We start from the raw sequence: 15,510 nt of genomic DNA on the forward strand, positions 1-15,510 counted from the left end.
GAGGCTGTCATGCATATGGACAACACTCGGTGCACGTCTGGATTGGTTTTTCTCGGTACGAGACCCCTTGATCTTCCGCTGCTTGCGACCCGCCTTGAACGTGTGCTGGGCGGGCGCGGTTTCCGTGTCGGCCTGTCCGAGATGATGTCACAGGGTCACCTCAAGATGGGCCTGGGCGGTTTCGAATTGCACATGAACACCTTGGAAAACCACCGCGAGGGGAACCAGCCCGGCGGCATGCAGTCCATGGACATGGCCATGAGCGATGCATTCGCGCCGGAACAGGACGCGGATCTGAAGGTCAACAGCGTCACCCAGACCCTGACGGTCACCATCGTCAAGCTGCCCTCGGACCTGCCCAGCCTGCGCGAGGCGGAACGCTCCACCGCGACGGCCCATTCCGCCCTTGCACTGGCCACCCTTGAACTGGCGCAGGTGCTTGACCCGGACTACGTGCAATGGCTGCAGCCCGACATGATGCTGTCGACATCCTCTTTCCTGTCCGTGCTGGAAAAGGTGACGCCCCGCCGTGTGTCGGCGGCGGATCGTGCCGCCCATGGGCAGAACGAAACGGACAGACGCAAGCGCCCCACGCCCGTCTTGCCGCTGAACCAGAAAGGTGAAGCCACCGTGTCACGCCTCTTTCCCGATATCGAAGACACCTGCGAACGCCTGGAAAGCCAGACCCGCACCGATGAAACCCCCGAGGCCGCACCGGCCCGTGTGGACACCGCCGGCCTTCCCTATCTGCGGGCGGTGTTCAACCGCGACACCGAGACCGGCATGACCCCGGCTTCAGGCGATACGCCTTCCGCGACGGCAAAGACGGCCGATGCCGCCTATGACGCTCATGCCTTGACGGATGAGCCAAGCACCACATCGCGCGTGGCGACATGGGCGATCTCGTTGACTGTCAGCCTGATCTCGGTCCCGGTCGGCATTGCCCTGATGGTCTACAACCTTCTGCGCGGCGAAGACCTGCGCCTTGCCCTGACGGCCCTGGGCCTGACCGGGTTGTTTGCCGGCATGGCAAAACTGGGCATGATCGAAACCGTCGTTGCGACCCTCGGCACTCTGCCCGTCATCGGTCAGCTTCTGGCCTACCTGCCGCTCTGATCCGGCACATCCGCGCGCCAATCCGATTGCCAGCCGCCTGACAGGCGGCTAGGCTTTCGGCAAAAGCGTTCGGGTGTGTCACAAGATGCGTAAATCAATCACAAGATCATTCATTGCTTTCGTTGTGGGGCTTGGCTGCGCCACCCCGGTGCTGGCCGCGCAATGCGGCAATACCGCCGCCGGATACGAGGCATGGAAACGGGATTTCGCAAAGATCGCGGCGCGGGCCGGGGTTGGCGAACGCGGGCTTGCGGCACTGGCCGGCACCACCTACGCGACCCGCACCATCGCAGCCGACCGCAATCAGAAAAGCTTTGGCTACACGCTTGAGAAATTCATGCAGGTGCGTGGCGCGGATACGATTGTCGCGCAGGGCAAACGCCGCAAGGCGCGCGATGCCGCCTTCTACCAGGCGCTGGAGCGGCAATATGGGGTGCCCGCAGGCGTGATCATCGCCATTCATGGCATGGAAACGGCTTTCGGCAATTTCATGGGCGACAGCAATGTCGTGTCCGCGATTGCCACGCTGGCCTATGACTGCCGCCGCTCGGACTTCTTCGCGGGGCATACGATCGCAGCCCTGCAACTGGTGGATCGTGGCACGATCACCCCGCAATCCATCGGCGCGAAACATGGCGAACTGGGACATACCCAATTCCTGCCGGGCAATGTGGTGACCTATGCGGTCGATGCCAATGGTGACGGCCGCATCGACATGAACAACATGACCGATGCCCTTGCATCGACAGCGAATTTCCTGCGCCAGAAAGGCTGGCAACCCGGCAAGGGCTACCAGGAGGGAGAGCCGAATTTCCGTGTCATCAAGGAATGGAACGCGGCCGGCGTCTACCAGAAGGCCATCGCCATCATGGCCCGCCGCATCGACAACTGATCACACTGCGGCCGGCCACAACCCCTGCACCACGTCACGCGCCAGCACGCTGGTGTGAATGCCGAAGACAACCGCGCCGCTTTGCGGCAGACGGACAAGACTTTGACGCTCGGTTCGCAGGTAGTCGGCGCTTCGTGCGCCGCGCTCGATCCTGCGGTCATTCTCGCGGCGGGGCTGATGCAGGGTTGGGTCGACATACCACAGGGCGTTGAACCGCCACAGCGGGCGGCCCACCTGCACGCCGTCGAACAGGCGTTGCACCCGCCGCGCCATGGTCGCGTCATACTCGGCGACCGGCAGATGTATCCCGATCAGCGGGCGCAGGAACTTTTCCTCCAGCGTCCAGCTTGCCGGAAAGCACAGCACCGCAGCGGTCAGGACATGTTCGTCACCGCGCTTTTCCATCAGGCACAGATCCTGTTGCACCAGATGGCCCAAGGTGCCCATCGGATCGTCGCGATCTATGGCGACCGTCACACCATCCGGGCGACGCACCTGCCCTGCCCCGACAGCGTGATCCGCGCGTGCTGCCAGGACGTCCAGCACCGCATCCAGAAGCTCTGCCGCCGCAGGGCGCGCGCCTTCGTCCATGGCAATGACCTTGTCGCGCTTTTCGGCCAGAAGACGCGCCCGCTCCGCCATCTGCCGGGCATGGGCATCATCGACGATGATCCAGTCCGCAGGATCCATGGGCGCGATGCCCGGCAGTGGCTTGTGATGGGTTGGATCATAGCCGAGGCGTGTCTGAAGGATCGGTGTCATGGTGCCATCTGTTCCAAAAAACGACCTGTCCGCAAGTCGGTTTGGGAAGGGACAGCCCTTGCCGCGCAAAGTGATGCTGGCGCAGCAGCGGAGACATCACGATGAACCAGCATTACAGCGACAGACGCAAGATCGACCCCACACGCGGCGCCACCCTGGCCGATGGCAGCCCCAATGACATGGACCGTGTGGAAATCGGGCCCACCCTTCTTGCCTTCGATGAATGGGCGGCGGCCGGACTGACCCTGCCCGATCTGCCCGCAATGCGGCAGTTCCGCTTTGACAGGCTGGTGCAGTTCATCCAGGCGCGCGACTATGCGGGCCTGTTGATGTTCGATCCGCTGAACATCCGCTATGCGACCGACAGCACCAACATGCAGCTGTGGAACACGCATAATCCGTTCCGCGCCGTGCTGATCTGCGCCGATGGCTACATGGTGATCTGGGACTACAAGAACGCGATGTTCCTGAGCCGCTTCAACCCGCTGGTGCGCGAACAACGATCCGGTGCGGACCTGTTCTATTTCGACCGGGGCGACAAGGTGGACGTGGCCGCCGATGTCTTTGCCAACGAGGTGCGCGCCCTTCTGTCGGCGCATGCAGGCACCAACAAGCGGCTGGCCGTGGACAAGATCATGCTGCACGGCCTGCGCGCCCTTGAGGCGCAGGGCCTTGAAATCATGGAAGGCGAAGAGCTGACCGAAAAGGCCCGCTCCGTGAAGGGACCGGACGAGATCCTGGCGATGCGCTGCGCCTCGCATGCCTGCGAAGCCGCCGTGGCCGAGATGGAGCGCGCCGCGCGCAACGGTATCCCCGGCGGACGCATGTCCGAGGATGATGTCTGGGCGGTGCTGCATGCGGAAAACATCCGGCGCGGCGGCGAATGGATCGAAACGCGGCTTCTGGCCTCGGGACCACGGACCAATCCCTGGTTCCAGGAATGCGGCCCGCGCATCATCCAGAACAACGAGATCGTGGCCTTCGACACCGACCTGATCGGCGCCTACGGGATCTGCATCGACATCAGCCGCACCTGGTGGGTCGGCGACCGCGCCCCGCGCCCCGACATGGTTTCGGCCATGCAGCACGGGATGGATCACATCCGCCACAACATGTCCCTGCTGAAACCCGGCGTGAGCTTGCGCGATCTGACCTTCAAGTCCCATCCGCTGGATCCGCAATACCAGCGCGGCAAATATGGTTGCCTGATGCACGGGGTCGGCCTGTGCGATGAATGGCCGTTGATCTGCTATCCGGACAATTTCGTCGAAGGCGCCTATGACTACGTGCTCGAGCCCGGCATGGTTCTGTGTGTCGAGGCACTGATCAGCCCCGAAGGCGGAGATTTTTCGATCAAGCTGGAGGATCAGGTCCTGATCACCGAGGATGGGCACGAGAACCTGACCCGTTACCCCTTCGATCCGGCGCTCAGCGGCACCTGACCAGAGGATCGCCGCGAACCTCGCGGCGCGTCACCTTGGCGTGAGACCCCTGACACATGGCTTGCGGCCGCCCCGCCGCAAGCCCAGTCTCATGTTCAGACGTCAGGACATGGACATGGCAAGCAAACACATCACCTTCACCGGCCACGATGGCAGCGCGCTGGCCGCCCGGCTTGACCTGCCCGAGGGTCCGCATCTGGCGACGGCCCTGCTGGCGCATTGCTTCACCTGTTCCAAGGACATCGCGGCGGCGCGGCGCATTGCCCAACGGCTTGCGGCGATGGGGATCGCTGTCCTGCGGTTCGACTTCACCGGGCTTGGTCATTCGGGGGGGGAATTCGCCAATACCGGCTTCACCTCGAATGTCGCCGATGTCCGGGCTGCCGCAACATGGCTGCGCGACAACGGAATGCCCGCCAAATTGCTGATCGGCCATTCGCTGGGCGGTGCGGCCATCCTCAAGGCCGCACCCGACATTGCCGGGGTCAAGGCCGTGGTGACGCTTGGTACCCCCTTTGATCCCGCCCATGTGACCCATAACTTCGGGAACGCGCTGGAGCGGATCCGCGACAAGGGCGAAGCCGAGGTTGATCTGGGTGGCCGCCCCTTCCGCATCACCCATGCCTTCGTCAAGGATGTCGAGGGCGCATCCATCGCAACAGAGCTTCAGCGGCTCAAGGCCGCGCTTCTGGTGATGCATGCCCCACGGGACGAGATCGTCGGAATCGACAATGCCACGCGGATCTTCACCGCCGCGCGACACCCCAAAAGCTTCGTCACGCTGGATGACGCGGATCACCTGATCAGCCGCGCCTCGGATGCCGACTATGCCGCCGAGGTCATGGCAAGCTGGGCTAGCCGCTATCTTGATCTGCGCCCGCCCGCGCCGCCCCCCGGCGTGCCCGAGGGGATCATCCGCGTCTCCGAGGCCGATCCCGAGGGCTTCTTGCAGGATGTGGTCGCCGGGCCGCAGCACCATGCGCTGGCGGATGAGCCACGCGCCTATGGCGGCACAAATCGCGGAATGTCGCCCTATGGTTTCATCTCGGCGGGGCTGGGCGCATGCACCTCGATGACGATCCGCATGTATGCGCGGCGCAAGGGTTGGCCACTGGACCATGTCCGCGTGGATGTGAGCCATGACAAGATGCATGCGCAGGACGCGAAATCAGGCCTTGGCGACAAGATCGACAGTTTTCGCCGGGAAATCCACCTTGAAGGGGCGCTGAGCGATGATCAGCGTGCAAGGCTGCTGGAGATTGCGGACAAATGCCCGGTGCATCGCACGCTCAGGCAAAGCAGCACCATCCATACGGTGCTGGCCGGCTGAGCGCAGGTTCTCAGGCGTTGCCGTTGACGTTTTCCAGATGGGCCGCCCATGCCTTTTCGATCTCGGCGCACAGTTCGGTCGGATCGAACGGCTTCGTGATGACGGTCAATGCGCCCCTGTTCAGCATGTTCTGCGAAAAATTCTCTTCCGCCTTGGCCGTCACGAAGATCGCCGGGATGTCCTGAAAACCCGGCAGGGTCCGCAGCGCGCTCCAGGTTTCCATGCCGTCCATGTCGGGCATCATGAAATCCAGCAGGAACAGTTGCGGATCGCAGCCCTCTGCCCCGGCCATGGCATCCTGCCCGGATTCAAACTGATCCACGTGATAGCCACCGATCATCTCGAGAGAAATCTTGATGATCATCCGAATGTCTTCGGCGTCATCCACATGCAGGATGCGTTGCAGTTTTTCCATATCAGTCGCCTTTGACGCCCAGAAGTCAGGGCAATGCGTCACCAGAACAACGATTACTGCACAAATCGGGCCTGACTGGCCCTTGGTCTACCCTCTGTCAGATCGGGTCCACGATCAACCCGTGAAACCCGTCCGGACCACAAAGTTCTGCGGTCATGCGGCGCAAGCGCCACCGCCGACACACCTGCATCATGCCGTCTTGCGCTTGCCCGGCTGGATTGTATCCGGATGGGGCGCAGACTGGGCGTGGGGAACGATATCAAACTCGATGAAGAAGGTTGTTCCCTTTCCAAGCGTGCTTTCATAATCGATCTGACCATCGTGGCGTTCGACGATCTTCTTGGAGATGTTCATGCCAAGCCCGGTGCCACCGACACGCCGCTGGTCGGACGAATCCACCTGGCTGAACCTGCCGAACACCCGCTCCTTGGCGTTGTCGGGGATACCGACACCCTTGTCCTTGACGTAAATTCGCACCCTGTCGTTATCGCGTTTGACATGAATGTCCACTGTTCCGCCCTTGTGGGAAAACTTGGATGCGTTCGAGATCAGGTTCGCCATCACCTGGGACAGCCTGTCGGCATCGCCGTTGATGAAAACCTCTTCGTCGGCCTGGGTCACGGCAAGCGTGACGCCCATCTGCTCGGCATAGCCTTCGCTCATCGCCACGGAATCCGCGACCAGTTCGCGCACGTTCAGCAGATCGAACCGGAACGCCATTTCGCCCACTTCGATCTTCTGCAGATCCAGAAGGTCGTTGATCAGGTCGGCAAGGCGTTTGCTGTTCTTGCCCGCAACCGCCAGAACCGGCTTCATCTGATCAGGCAGCGGACCAAGCACACCGCTGTTGACCAGGTCCAGCGTGCCCTTGATCGAGGTCAGGGGCGTGCGCAGCTCGTGGCTGACGGTGGACAGGAACTGCGATTTGATCTCAAGCGCTTCCTTGGTCTTCTGGTGCTCCAGCGTGATTTCCTCGATCTGCGCCAGGCCGCGACGATAGAGCCGCAGGAAGACGAAAGAGCAATCGACGATGAAGTACATCACGAAAGCGACCGTGAAGAATTGCAGCCAGACATCGGAATCCAGCGGCGGGTTCAGCCGGATGATGTCCCAGGTCCCGATGAAGATGAAGGTCAGACCGTAGATGATCAGACGCAGGAACAGCGCCGGCAGCAGCTGATGATTGTTCACCGCCGCAAAGAGCGATGCGGCAAACAGGAAGAACAGGGGCGTGAAATGCCCGCCGGACGTCTGTTGCAGGGTGATCATGATCACGAAGAGGCTGATGGAAAAGGCGCTGGCAACGGTATTCAGCATCACCCAGATCAGGAAGACGCGCGCGCGGGCGGGATTGTGATCGGTCCATTCATTCACCCGGCGCGCAAGGATCAGATCAAGCACTTCGGTGAACAGAACGGCGGCATAGGCCGAAAAGGACACAACGGGATCAAAGTAGAAGGCTGCAAGAAGCGTCGCCGCAAGAAAGATCGCCTGGCGCTGCCAGATGAGGTTCTCGCTGACGTTGATGTAATCCTTCAGCTGCCGTTCCAGCCGCTCGATTGGATACCAATCGTCCTTCTTGATAAGGAATTGCTCGACGATAGCCATGATCTCGAGGATCTCCGTTTATCGGACCGATCCGGGTTCGGTCCTGCCTTCATTTGCCTGTCCGGTGTTGGCCTGGCCTTCCGGATCACGTTCCGGATCTTGCGCCCGACCTACACGGTTTCAACCTTGAAACGCTCTATTCACTGTTGCTCTGCCTTGCACCCGGATGGACCGTTTCTTTCGCGGTGGTCGGCTCAAACCCGGTGAATGAACTTCTGCTCAAACCGAAGATTGAAGGCGCAACAAACCTTAAAAATCCACTCAAACATGCAAACCTCACAGAACAAGGGATATTTCGGGAATATGACAACAAAAAGGCTGCCAAATGGTAAAGTTCGCGCAACCAACCCTAGATGGACCACTGTGATTTGCAGAATGCGAAATAAACGTGGCAACACCCAAGGCAAGGATGCGCACTGCCTTGAATGTCTCCAGAAATAATCCGGAAGCTGACTTCAGTTGACATATTTGGCGACGGTGAACAGCGCAGCCTGGCTTACCGTTTCATCGATCGAGAACTTGGGGCCGACGGGCACCGCACTGAGATCCAGCCGCCTGAGCCATCGCGACCAGACGGCGGGCACGATCCCGATCACATGCGTCGCGCCATAGCTGCGGGCGGATTGGCTCAATTGCCCCATCAGCGCCGCCTGTACCGCCAGGCGTCGATGCGCCGGCACATCATTGGACACGAACAGGCGCGAAGCCTCCCATATCTGCGGGTTCACAGGCGCCTCGAAGAACAGCACATCCGTGGGAATGCTTTCCAGCATGCCCTTTTGCGCATCGCGCAGCATGTAGGAATAGACGCCGCATTGCGCGGTCGTCGGGGTCAGCCGGATGCCTGCCAGGATCTCGCCAAACTCGTGCACCACGATCCAACGGCTCAGCGGGGTGTCGTATTGATCGAACTCCATGCCCTCGGCCTCGGGAAGGCTCCAGTGCAGCTGATCGATGAAGGTCTTCTTGCGCGCCTTCAACAGGCTGACGAAGAGATCACCGTAAAGATGCATGTTGGAAAAGGACAAGGTCGTCGTCTTGACGTGGCCCATCACGGCCGAAACGGCCTCGGGTATCTTGGGCTTAACGGCCGGAAGGTCCGGAAGAAGGTTGCGCAAACGCGACCCTGCTACTTCTGGCTGTTTACTGCCGGCAGGCATGAGGTCGGGAAAAACGGACCGCGAAGGCACGCCCCCTGCGGATGCTCTGCTATGTTTCATTGCCTGCTCTCAATTTTTTTTTCCAGTAGATGAAAATTACCCATCACCGTCCAGACCAAAGTGATTTTTGTCTCTCTTTTCTGCCTTATTTTTTCCATATTTGAAAAGATGCAACACTTTTGCGGTACTAATGATCGGCGAATATCCGCCTGATAAACACCCAAAAGTTGAAACGCCGCTCGGCTTTCATCTTGTATTTAAATGATTTTTTGATGCAACCGTCGCGCAGCCTGTCTGCGGACACGCCGCGCCTGCGCGTGACGGAAAGGCAATCGCGTCAAAAGATACGCAGCGCCACATTCCCGAACTGTTTACTTCGGTGAAACGGTCGCTTTTCCGGTGGCGCGTGGCCCAGAGCCTTCGATCCGAGGGGGTTTTCACAGGCGCGCTATTTGCTTGAAACCGATGCGCGGGGCGTGTTCCTGCAGGGCAGCAATACAAGATGGGGTATTGCGAAACGAAAAAAGCGCAACACATGGTTGCGCTTCATTCATTCACATGATGTGGCGTCATCAGTCGCGGGCGCGACCGACCAGCTTCCACAGGGCCGGCAGCAGTGCCGCGGCCAGCGCCAGTTTCAGCGCGTCACCGATCAGGAAGGGCGTCAGGCCCCACTGCAGCAGCGGCTTGTCCCAGCCATAGAGCATGCCCAGCCAGATCAGGCCCGGTACATAGATCAGGACGTTGCCCGCCAGCATCGCCAGCGCCATCTTGCCGGCCGAACGGTCCCAGCCCGCCTGTGCAAACCAGCCCAGTGCCACGGTGGCCATCACATAGCCCAGCAGGTAGCCACCGGTGCCGCCCATCATGTAGGTCAGCCCGTAGGCCTCGGCAGAGGATCCGGCGAAGACATCGAAACCCAATGCGCCCACGATCATGTAGCCCAGGATCGTCACGAGGCCCAGGCGCGCGCCATAGGCTGCGCCGATCGTCAGGACCGCAAAGGTCCCCATGGTGATCGGGACCGGCCACATCGGCACCTTGATCTTGGCGGCAACCGCCAGAACCGCGATCCCCAGCACCACCAGCGCAGCCTGCTTGATCAGCTGCCGGGTGCCTTCGCGCGGCGCAATCGCCTCGGTCAGAACCTTGTTTGTCAGTGCAAGCGCCATACGCCAGCCTCCTATCCTGAGTTTTCTCATGCCGTTTCTGCCCCAGCCCCCGGCTCATCGCAAGGGGCAAGGCTCATTCCTTGGGGGATATTCCTGCATCCGATGTATAGACCGATTGCATCACATAATCCTTTCGCGGCCCGGTGACGCGCCACTCTGCCTGCCAGACGGGCCAGCGACTGAAATCGTAGCGCACCTTGTAGGTATCGGGATCACACCAATGGTCGGCCTCAACGGTGTCTGCGGCGGGCACGAAACGATGAAAGGCGCGGCCGTCGGCAAAAAAGACCGCGATCCCCGCCCCGTCCTCGCGCCAGACATATCTGCGCTCGGCCGCGAAGCCGCCCTGCCCCGCCAGTTCAAGCCGCCCCGTTTCATGCAGCACAAGCCCATCGGACTGCGGGCTGAACACCGCGGTCCCGCGAAAGGTCGCGTCTCGCCCCAGGGCATCCTTGATCTCTCGGTCAAGCCGCCAGCGCCCTTCGAAATCCTTCAGACCGATCATCTGCTTCCCCGCCAACCCTTGCCGCCAAGTCTAGCCCCCGTTAAAGACAGCGCCAACCGCTGCCAACCAAGGAAATCCCATGATCCCCCGCTATTCCCGCCCCGAGATGGTCGCGATCTGGTCGCCCGAGACGAAATTCCGCATCTGGTTCGAGATCGAAGCCCATGCCTGCGACGCCATGGCCGAACTGGGCGTGATCCCGCGTGAGAACGCCGAAGCCGTCTGGAAAGCCAAGGATGTGGAATTCGACGTCGCACGCATCGACGAGATCGAAGCTGTAACCAAGCATGACGTCATCGCCTTTCTGACGCATCTGGCCGAACATGTCGGATCGGATGCTGCGCGCTTCGTCCACCAGGGCATGACATCGTCCGATGTGCTGGATACCTGCCTGAATGTACAACTGACACGTGCCGCCGATCTTCTGATCGCGGACATGGAGGCGCTGCTGGTCGCGCTCAAGCGCCGCGCCTTCGAGCACAAGGACACGGTGCGGATCGGCCGCAGCCACGGCATTCATGCCGAACCCACCACCATGGGCCTGACCTTCGCGCGCTTCTACGCCGAGATGGACCGCAACCTGCGCCGCCTGCGCACCGCGCGCGAGGAAATCGCGACAGGTGCGATCAGTGGCGCGGTCGGCACTTTCGCGAATATCGACCCCGCGGTCGAGGAACATGTCTGCAAGATGATGGGCCTGATGCCCGAGCCGATCAGCACGCAGGTGATTCCCCGTGACCGACATGCCGCGTTTTTCGCGACGCTTGGCGTGATCGCATCAAGCATCGAGAACATCGCCATCGAAATCCGGCACATGCAGCGCACGGAAGTGCTGGAAGCCGAGGAATTTTTCAGCAAAGGCCAAAAAGGCTCCAGCGCCATGCCGCACAAGCGCAACCCCGTGCTCAGCGAAAACCTGACCGGCCTTGCGCGCCTTGTACGGATGTCCGTGGTGCCCGCGATGGAGAACGTGGCCCTCTGGCACGAACGTGACATCTCGCATTCCTCGGTCGAACGGATGATCGGGCCGGACACCACCGTGACGCTGGATTTTGCCTTGGCGCGCCTGACAGGGCTGGTCGACAAGCTGGTAATCTACCCTGACAACATGCTGGCCAACATGAACAAATTCCGCGGGCTGGTGATGTCGCAGCGGGTTCTTCTGGCCTTGACGCAAGCAGGCGTCAGCCGCGAGGACGCCTATACCCTGGTCCAGCGCAACGCGATGAAGGTCTGGGAGAAGGGTGCCGATTTCAAGACCGAGCTGCTGGCTGATACGGATGTGACCGCCGCCCTCACCCCCGCCGAGATCGAGGAGAAATTCGACCTTGGCTATCACACCAAGCATGTGGACACGATCTTCGCCCGTGTGTTCGGAACAAAGTGACGCAATCGGGTGTTTTGACGAAATGAATTTGCGTGCTACCCTTGGGATCCAATCACAAGGGAGTACGCAATGAAGTTGAAGACCGTATTTGCCGCCCTCGCCCTGACCCTCGCTCCGATGATGGTCAGTGCGGAATGTTCCTCCAGCCACCAGGCGATGTCTTGCGCCGACGGGATGGTCTGGGACAGCGCGACCCGCAGCTGCACCAAGCAGCTGAGCGGCTGACAAACCTTCCCGCGCCCTTCCGGCATCCGGCCAGGGCGCGGCATTTCCCGGCGCGCGTGTCGCATATCCGGGCTTTTCCCCAAAACATCGCATGATCCGGGCCGCGCGCTTGATTAAACTTGGCGACAACTCGCCGGTCGTGTTCAATATTTGTTCATGGCTCTCGCCTTATCTGAACGCAGTTTCGATGAGGTCGCGATGCTGAAACTCAGCCCAGTCTCTTCCCGCCCCGGCGCACCGGGGATCGTCACGCTGTCCCAGCGTGAAAAGGCCGCGATCGTCGTCCGCTTCCTGTTATCGGAAGGGGCGGAACTGACGCTTGCCGACCTGCCAGAGGATCTTCAGGCGGCCCTGACCGTGCAATTCGGCCAGATGCGGCATGTGGATCGCGCGACCCTCGCGGCCGTCGTGGCCGAATTCGCGGAAGAACTGGAACAGATCGCGCTGCTGTTTCCCCGCGATGTGGCCGGTGCCCTGACCGCGCTGGACGGGCGCATCAGCCCGCAGACCGCTGCAAGGTTGCGCCGCGAAGCGGGTGTGCGCCAGACAGGCGATCCATGGGACCGGCTGCGCATGCTGCCTGCGGACAAGTTGCTGCCCTTCCTGTCCAGCGAATCTGTCGAAGTGGCCGCGGTCATGCTGTCCAAGCTGGATGTGGCCAAATCAGCCGATCTTCTCAGCCGTCTGCCGGGGACAGAGGCGCGGCGCATCGCCTATGCGATGTCACTGACCGGCGCGGTGACGCCGGATGCCGTCTACCGGATCGGCCTATCGCTGGCGATGCAGCTTGACGCGGTGCCGGACCGTGCCTTTTCCGAGGACCCGGAACAGCGTGTGGGCGAGATTCTCAACATGTCCAGTCCCGCCACCCGCGACGATGTGCTGACCGGGCTGGAAGAAACCGACGCGCAGTTTGCGCAAAGCGTTCGTCGCGCCATCTTCACCTTTGCCGACATTCCGGCGCGCATCGACCCGCGCGATGCGCCCAAGATCACCCGCGGCCTTGACCAGCCGACGCTGGTGCGTGCCTTGGCGCATGCCCGCGCATTGGGCGGCAACGCAGAGGACGCGGCGGACTTCATCCTGGGCAATATTTCGCAGCGCATGGCCGATGGCTTGCGCGAAGAGGTAACGCAGACCGGCAAGGTCAAGGTCAAGGCAGGCGAGGATGCAATGTCCGCGGTCATCGCAACGATCCGGGAACTTGTCGCCTCGGGCGAGATGGCAATGCGCCAGCGCGGATCCGACGAGGAGGATGAATGAGCATGCCTGTCGGCAGGCAACAGTCCGATATGGACAGCACCCGAATGTCGTCCTAACCTGACATCATGAGCGATATTTCAGGACGCCGATGGCATGACATGGGTGGGGACGCGGCCGGGCCGGTCCCCATGGAGGGGCATGATTTCGCCCTGTGGGAAAAACGCGTGGATGCTTTGATGGTGTTATGCTCGTCAAAGGGCCATTTCACCGTCGACGGCCTGCGCCGCGCGCTGGAGGACATGGGCGAAGACGCTTTCGAAAAACACAGCTACTATGAACGCTGGATCGCGGCGGTGAACCAGAACCTTGTCGAGGGCGGTGTTTACACGCTGGAAGAACTTGCCACCCGCATGGATGAGATCGCGGCGCGCGGCGCAACCTACGGGGAAGCCGCCCGTGGTTAAGCGCGTTCGCGTCCGCAGCCTGATGCCACCCGGCCATGTACGCGCACCCGCCTATCTGCGGGGCAAGACCGGTGTGATCGAACGCAGCCTTGGCGCATTCGGCAATCCCGAACAACTGGCCTATGGCCTGCCCGCCGAGAAGAAACCCCTCTTCCGCGTGCGGTTCACCATGGCCGAACTCTGGGGTGATCAGGCGGAACGGCCCGCGGACACGCTGGATGCGGAAATCTATGGCCACTGGCTGGAAGAGGTGCCTGATCATGCCCCATGACCATCACGACCATGATCACGATCATGACCACGACCATCACCACCACGGCCTCAGCCCGTCGGGTCATCCTTACCGGCAGGATGACGACGCGCCGCTGACCTACTGGCAGCGCATGGAGATCGCCGTGCGCGAGTTGCTGATCGAAAAGGGCGTGACGACCGCCGCCGAGATCGCGGGCCAGATCGACCTGATGGACAGCCGCAGCCCCGCGAATGGTGCCGCCGTCGTCGCCCGTGCCTGGACAGATCCCGCATTCAAGTCGCGCCTGCTTGACAACGCGGGCGATGCCAGCCGCGAGATGGGCTTCGACATCGGCCCGTTGCACCTGATCGCGGTGGAAAACACCGCCGACACCCATAACTTGATCGTGTGCACCTTGTGCTCGTGCTATCCGCGCAACCTTCTTGGTCTGCCGCCCGACTGGTACAAGACCCGCGCCTATCGGAGCCGCGCCGTGCGCGAGCCGCGCGCCGTTCTGACCGAATTCGGGCTGGACCTGCCGGACAGCACCACGATCCGCGTCCATGACAGCACCGCCGACATGCGTTATATCGTTTTGCCTGCAAGGCCCGCGGGGACCGAGGCCCTGACCGAAGCCGAACTGGCAGAGCTTGTCACGCGCGACTGCATGATCGGAACCGGCCTGCCCAGAACGCCACAGACCGGCGCCACGGCGGGATGAGAAGACTCAGCCCGACGGCCACCGCCATCCTGCTGATGATCGGGGCCATCTTCTGTTTCTCCGTCATGGATGCCACGGCCAAGGCGCTGGCGCCCCGCATCGGCACGATTCCCGCCGTCTGGGCCCGCTATGCCGGGCAGGCACTGGTCGTGCTGATCCTGGTCGCCCCGCGCCTGCGGTCCGTTGCGCGCACCAATTATCCATGGCTGCAGCTGGCGCGCTCGGTCTTTCTGATGTTCGGAACCGTCTTTTTCTTCTTCAGTGTCGCCAATATCGGCCTGACCGAGGCGACCGCGATCATGAACATCAACCCGGTGATCATCACCCTGGGCGCTGCGCTGTTTCTGGGTGAAAAGATCGGCCTGCGCCGCGCGCTGGGGATCGGGGCCGCCATGATTGGCGCGCTGATCGTGATCCGGCCGGGGTCCGAGGTGTTTTCACCCTATGCGGTGCTGCCGCTGGTCGCGGCCTTTGCCTATTCGGCCTATAACATCACCACCCGCTTTGTCGGCCGGAACGAGGATCCCTGGACCTCGCTTCTCTATACGGCGCTCTTCGGTGCCGTCGTCATGTCTGTTGCGGTGCCCTTCTACTGGCAGCCGCTTGATCTGACATCCGGTCTGCTGATGCTGGTGATCGCCGCCTTCGGCACCCTGTCGCAACTGCTGCTGATCCGTGCCCTGTCGATCGGCGAGGCCGGCATGCTGGCGCCATTCGCCTATACCGGGCTGGTCTTCGCCACGGTCTGGGGGGTGGTCTTCTTCGGGGAATACCCCGACCTGTGGACGGTGGTCGGCGCCATGATCATCGTGGCGGCCGGGGTTTATGTCTGGTACCGGGAAACCTTCGGAAAAACCGCGCGCGCGGCGGGCTGAG

At 61.6% G+C, this 15,510-nt stretch carries 17 protein-coding genes; 11 read left to right on the forward strand and 6 right to left on the reverse strand.

Annotation, left to right across the window (positions count from 1 at the left end):
- The first annotated feature begins 102 nt into the window (after window positions 1–102).
- Window positions 103–1,116: a hypothetical protein gene (locus tag ACMUJL_RS02950; protein WP_416914111.1), complete on the forward strand. Its 1,014-nt coding sequence runs from the start codon at window positions 103–105 to the stop codon at window positions 1,114–1,116.
- A gap of 85 nt (window positions 1,117–1,201) precedes the next feature.
- The gene (locus ACMUJL_RS02955) at window positions 1,202–2,008 is read left to right on the forward strand and encodes a lytic murein transglycosylase (protein ID WP_375570563.1); all 807 of its coding nucleotides are present in this window, start codon (window positions 1,202–1,204) and stop codon (window positions 2,006–2,008) included.
- On the opposite strand, the gene ACMUJL_RS02960 is transcribed toward ACMUJL_RS02955, so the two are convergent.
- Window positions 2,009–2,770 carry a heme-dependent oxidative N-demethylase family protein gene (locus tag ACMUJL_RS02960; RefSeq protein ID WP_375570561.1) on the reverse strand — a complete coding sequence of 254 codons (762 nt, stop codon included), beginning with the start codon at window positions 2,768–2,770 and terminating at the stop codon, window positions 2,009–2,011.
- Window positions 2,771–2,871: 101 nt separating this feature from the next.
- Between ACMUJL_RS02960 and dddP the strand changes: the two genes are divergently transcribed.
- Window positions 2,872–4,212 (forward strand): dimethylsulfonioproprionate lyase DddP, encoded by a 1,341-nt coding sequence (dddP, locus tag ACMUJL_RS02965; protein ID WP_068292873.1) that lies wholly within the window; start codon window positions 2,872–2,874, stop codon window positions 4,210–4,212.
- 115 nt (window positions 4,213–4,327) lie between these two features.
- The gene (locus ACMUJL_RS02970; protein WP_068293120.1) at window positions 4,328–5,542 is read left to right on the forward strand and encodes a bifunctional alpha/beta hydrolase/OsmC family protein; all 1,215 of its coding nucleotides are present in this window, start codon (window positions 4,328–4,330) and stop codon (window positions 5,540–5,542) included.
- Between the two features lie 10 nt (window positions 5,543–5,552).
- Here ACMUJL_RS02970 and ACMUJL_RS02975 read toward each other — a convergent pair whose 3' ends face one another.
- The 5 genes from ACMUJL_RS02975 to ACMUJL_RS02995 form a co-directional block, all read right to left on the reverse strand.
- Window positions 5,553–5,957, reverse strand: coding sequence for a response regulator (locus ACMUJL_RS02975; RefSeq protein ID WP_068292876.1), 405 nt, complete (start codon window positions 5,955–5,957; stop codon window positions 5,553–5,555).
- A gap of 189 nt (window positions 5,958–6,146) precedes the next feature.
- The gene (locus ACMUJL_RS02980; RefSeq protein WP_375570558.1) at window positions 6,147–7,565 is read right to left on the reverse strand and encodes a sensor histidine kinase; all 1,419 of its coding nucleotides are present in this window, start codon (window positions 7,563–7,565) and stop codon (window positions 6,147–6,149) included.
- A 455-nt stretch (window positions 7,566–8,020) separates the two neighbouring features.
- Window positions 8,021–8,683, reverse strand: a complete 663-nt coding sequence (locus ACMUJL_RS02985) for an acyl-homoserine-lactone synthase (RefSeq protein WP_375570556.1) — start codon at window positions 8,681–8,683, stop codon at window positions 8,021–8,023.
- A gap of 614 nt (window positions 8,684–9,297) precedes the next feature.
- Entirely contained in the window at window positions 9,298–9,897 is a 600-nt protein-coding gene (locus ACMUJL_RS02990) for a biotin transporter BioY (RefSeq protein ID WP_068292882.1), read from the reverse strand.
- A 73-nt stretch (window positions 9,898–9,970) separates the two neighbouring features.
- Complete coding sequence (locus ACMUJL_RS02995; RefSeq protein WP_068292885.1) at window positions 9,971–10,402, reverse strand: DUF6314 family protein; 432 nt, start codon at window positions 10,400–10,402, stop codon at window positions 9,971–9,973.
- Between the two features lie 79 nt (window positions 10,403–10,481).
- On the opposite strand from ACMUJL_RS02995, the gene purB reads away from it, so the two are divergent.
- The 7 genes from purB (at window position 10,482) to ACMUJL_RS03030 (ending at window position 15,509) form a co-directional block, all read left to right on the forward strand.
- Entirely contained in the window at window positions 10,482–11,789 is a 1,308-nt protein-coding gene (gene purB, locus ACMUJL_RS03000) for an adenylosuccinate lyase (RefSeq protein ID WP_375570554.1), read from the forward strand.
- A 69-nt stretch (window positions 11,790–11,858) separates the two neighbouring features.
- Entirely contained in the window at window positions 11,859–12,014 is a 156-nt protein-coding gene (locus ACMUJL_RS03005; protein WP_375570552.1) for a hypothetical protein, read from the forward strand.
- A 156-nt stretch (window positions 12,015–12,170) separates the two neighbouring features.
- Entirely contained in the window at window positions 12,171–13,277 is a 1,107-nt protein-coding gene (locus tag ACMUJL_RS03010) for a flagellar motor switch protein FliG (protein ID WP_416914112.1), read from the forward strand.
- A 65-nt stretch (window positions 13,278–13,342) separates the two neighbouring features.
- Complete coding sequence (locus ACMUJL_RS03015; protein ID WP_068292894.1) at window positions 13,343–13,681, forward strand: SH3-like domain-containing protein; 339 nt, start codon at window positions 13,343–13,345, stop codon at window positions 13,679–13,681.
- On the forward strand, window positions 13,674–13,952 hold the full coding sequence (locus ACMUJL_RS03020) for an SH3-like domain-containing protein (RefSeq protein ID WP_375570547.1): 279 nt from the start codon (window positions 13,674–13,676) through the stop codon (window positions 13,950–13,952). The genes ACMUJL_RS03015 and ACMUJL_RS03020 overlap by 8 nt, the downstream gene beginning before the upstream one ends.
- The gene (gene nthA / locus ACMUJL_RS03025) at window positions 13,942–14,634 is read left to right on the forward strand and encodes a nitrile hydratase subunit alpha (RefSeq protein ID WP_375570545.1); all 693 of its coding nucleotides are present in this window, start codon (window positions 13,942–13,944) and stop codon (window positions 14,632–14,634) included. The genes ACMUJL_RS03020 and nthA overlap by 11 nt, the downstream gene beginning before the upstream one ends.
- Complete coding sequence (locus ACMUJL_RS03030) at window positions 14,631–15,509, forward strand: DMT family transporter (RefSeq protein WP_375570543.1); 879 nt, start codon at window positions 14,631–14,633, stop codon at window positions 15,507–15,509. Before nthA ends, ACMUJL_RS03030 begins: the two co-directional genes overlap by 4 nt.
- Window position 15,510 lies beyond the last annotated feature (1 nt).

Origin of the sequence: Seohaeicola sp., assembly GCF_048006315.1 — a bacterium.
In the GTDB taxonomy this organism is placed as follows: domain Bacteria; phylum Pseudomonadota; class Alphaproteobacteria; order Rhodobacterales; family Rhodobacteraceae; genus Seohaeicola.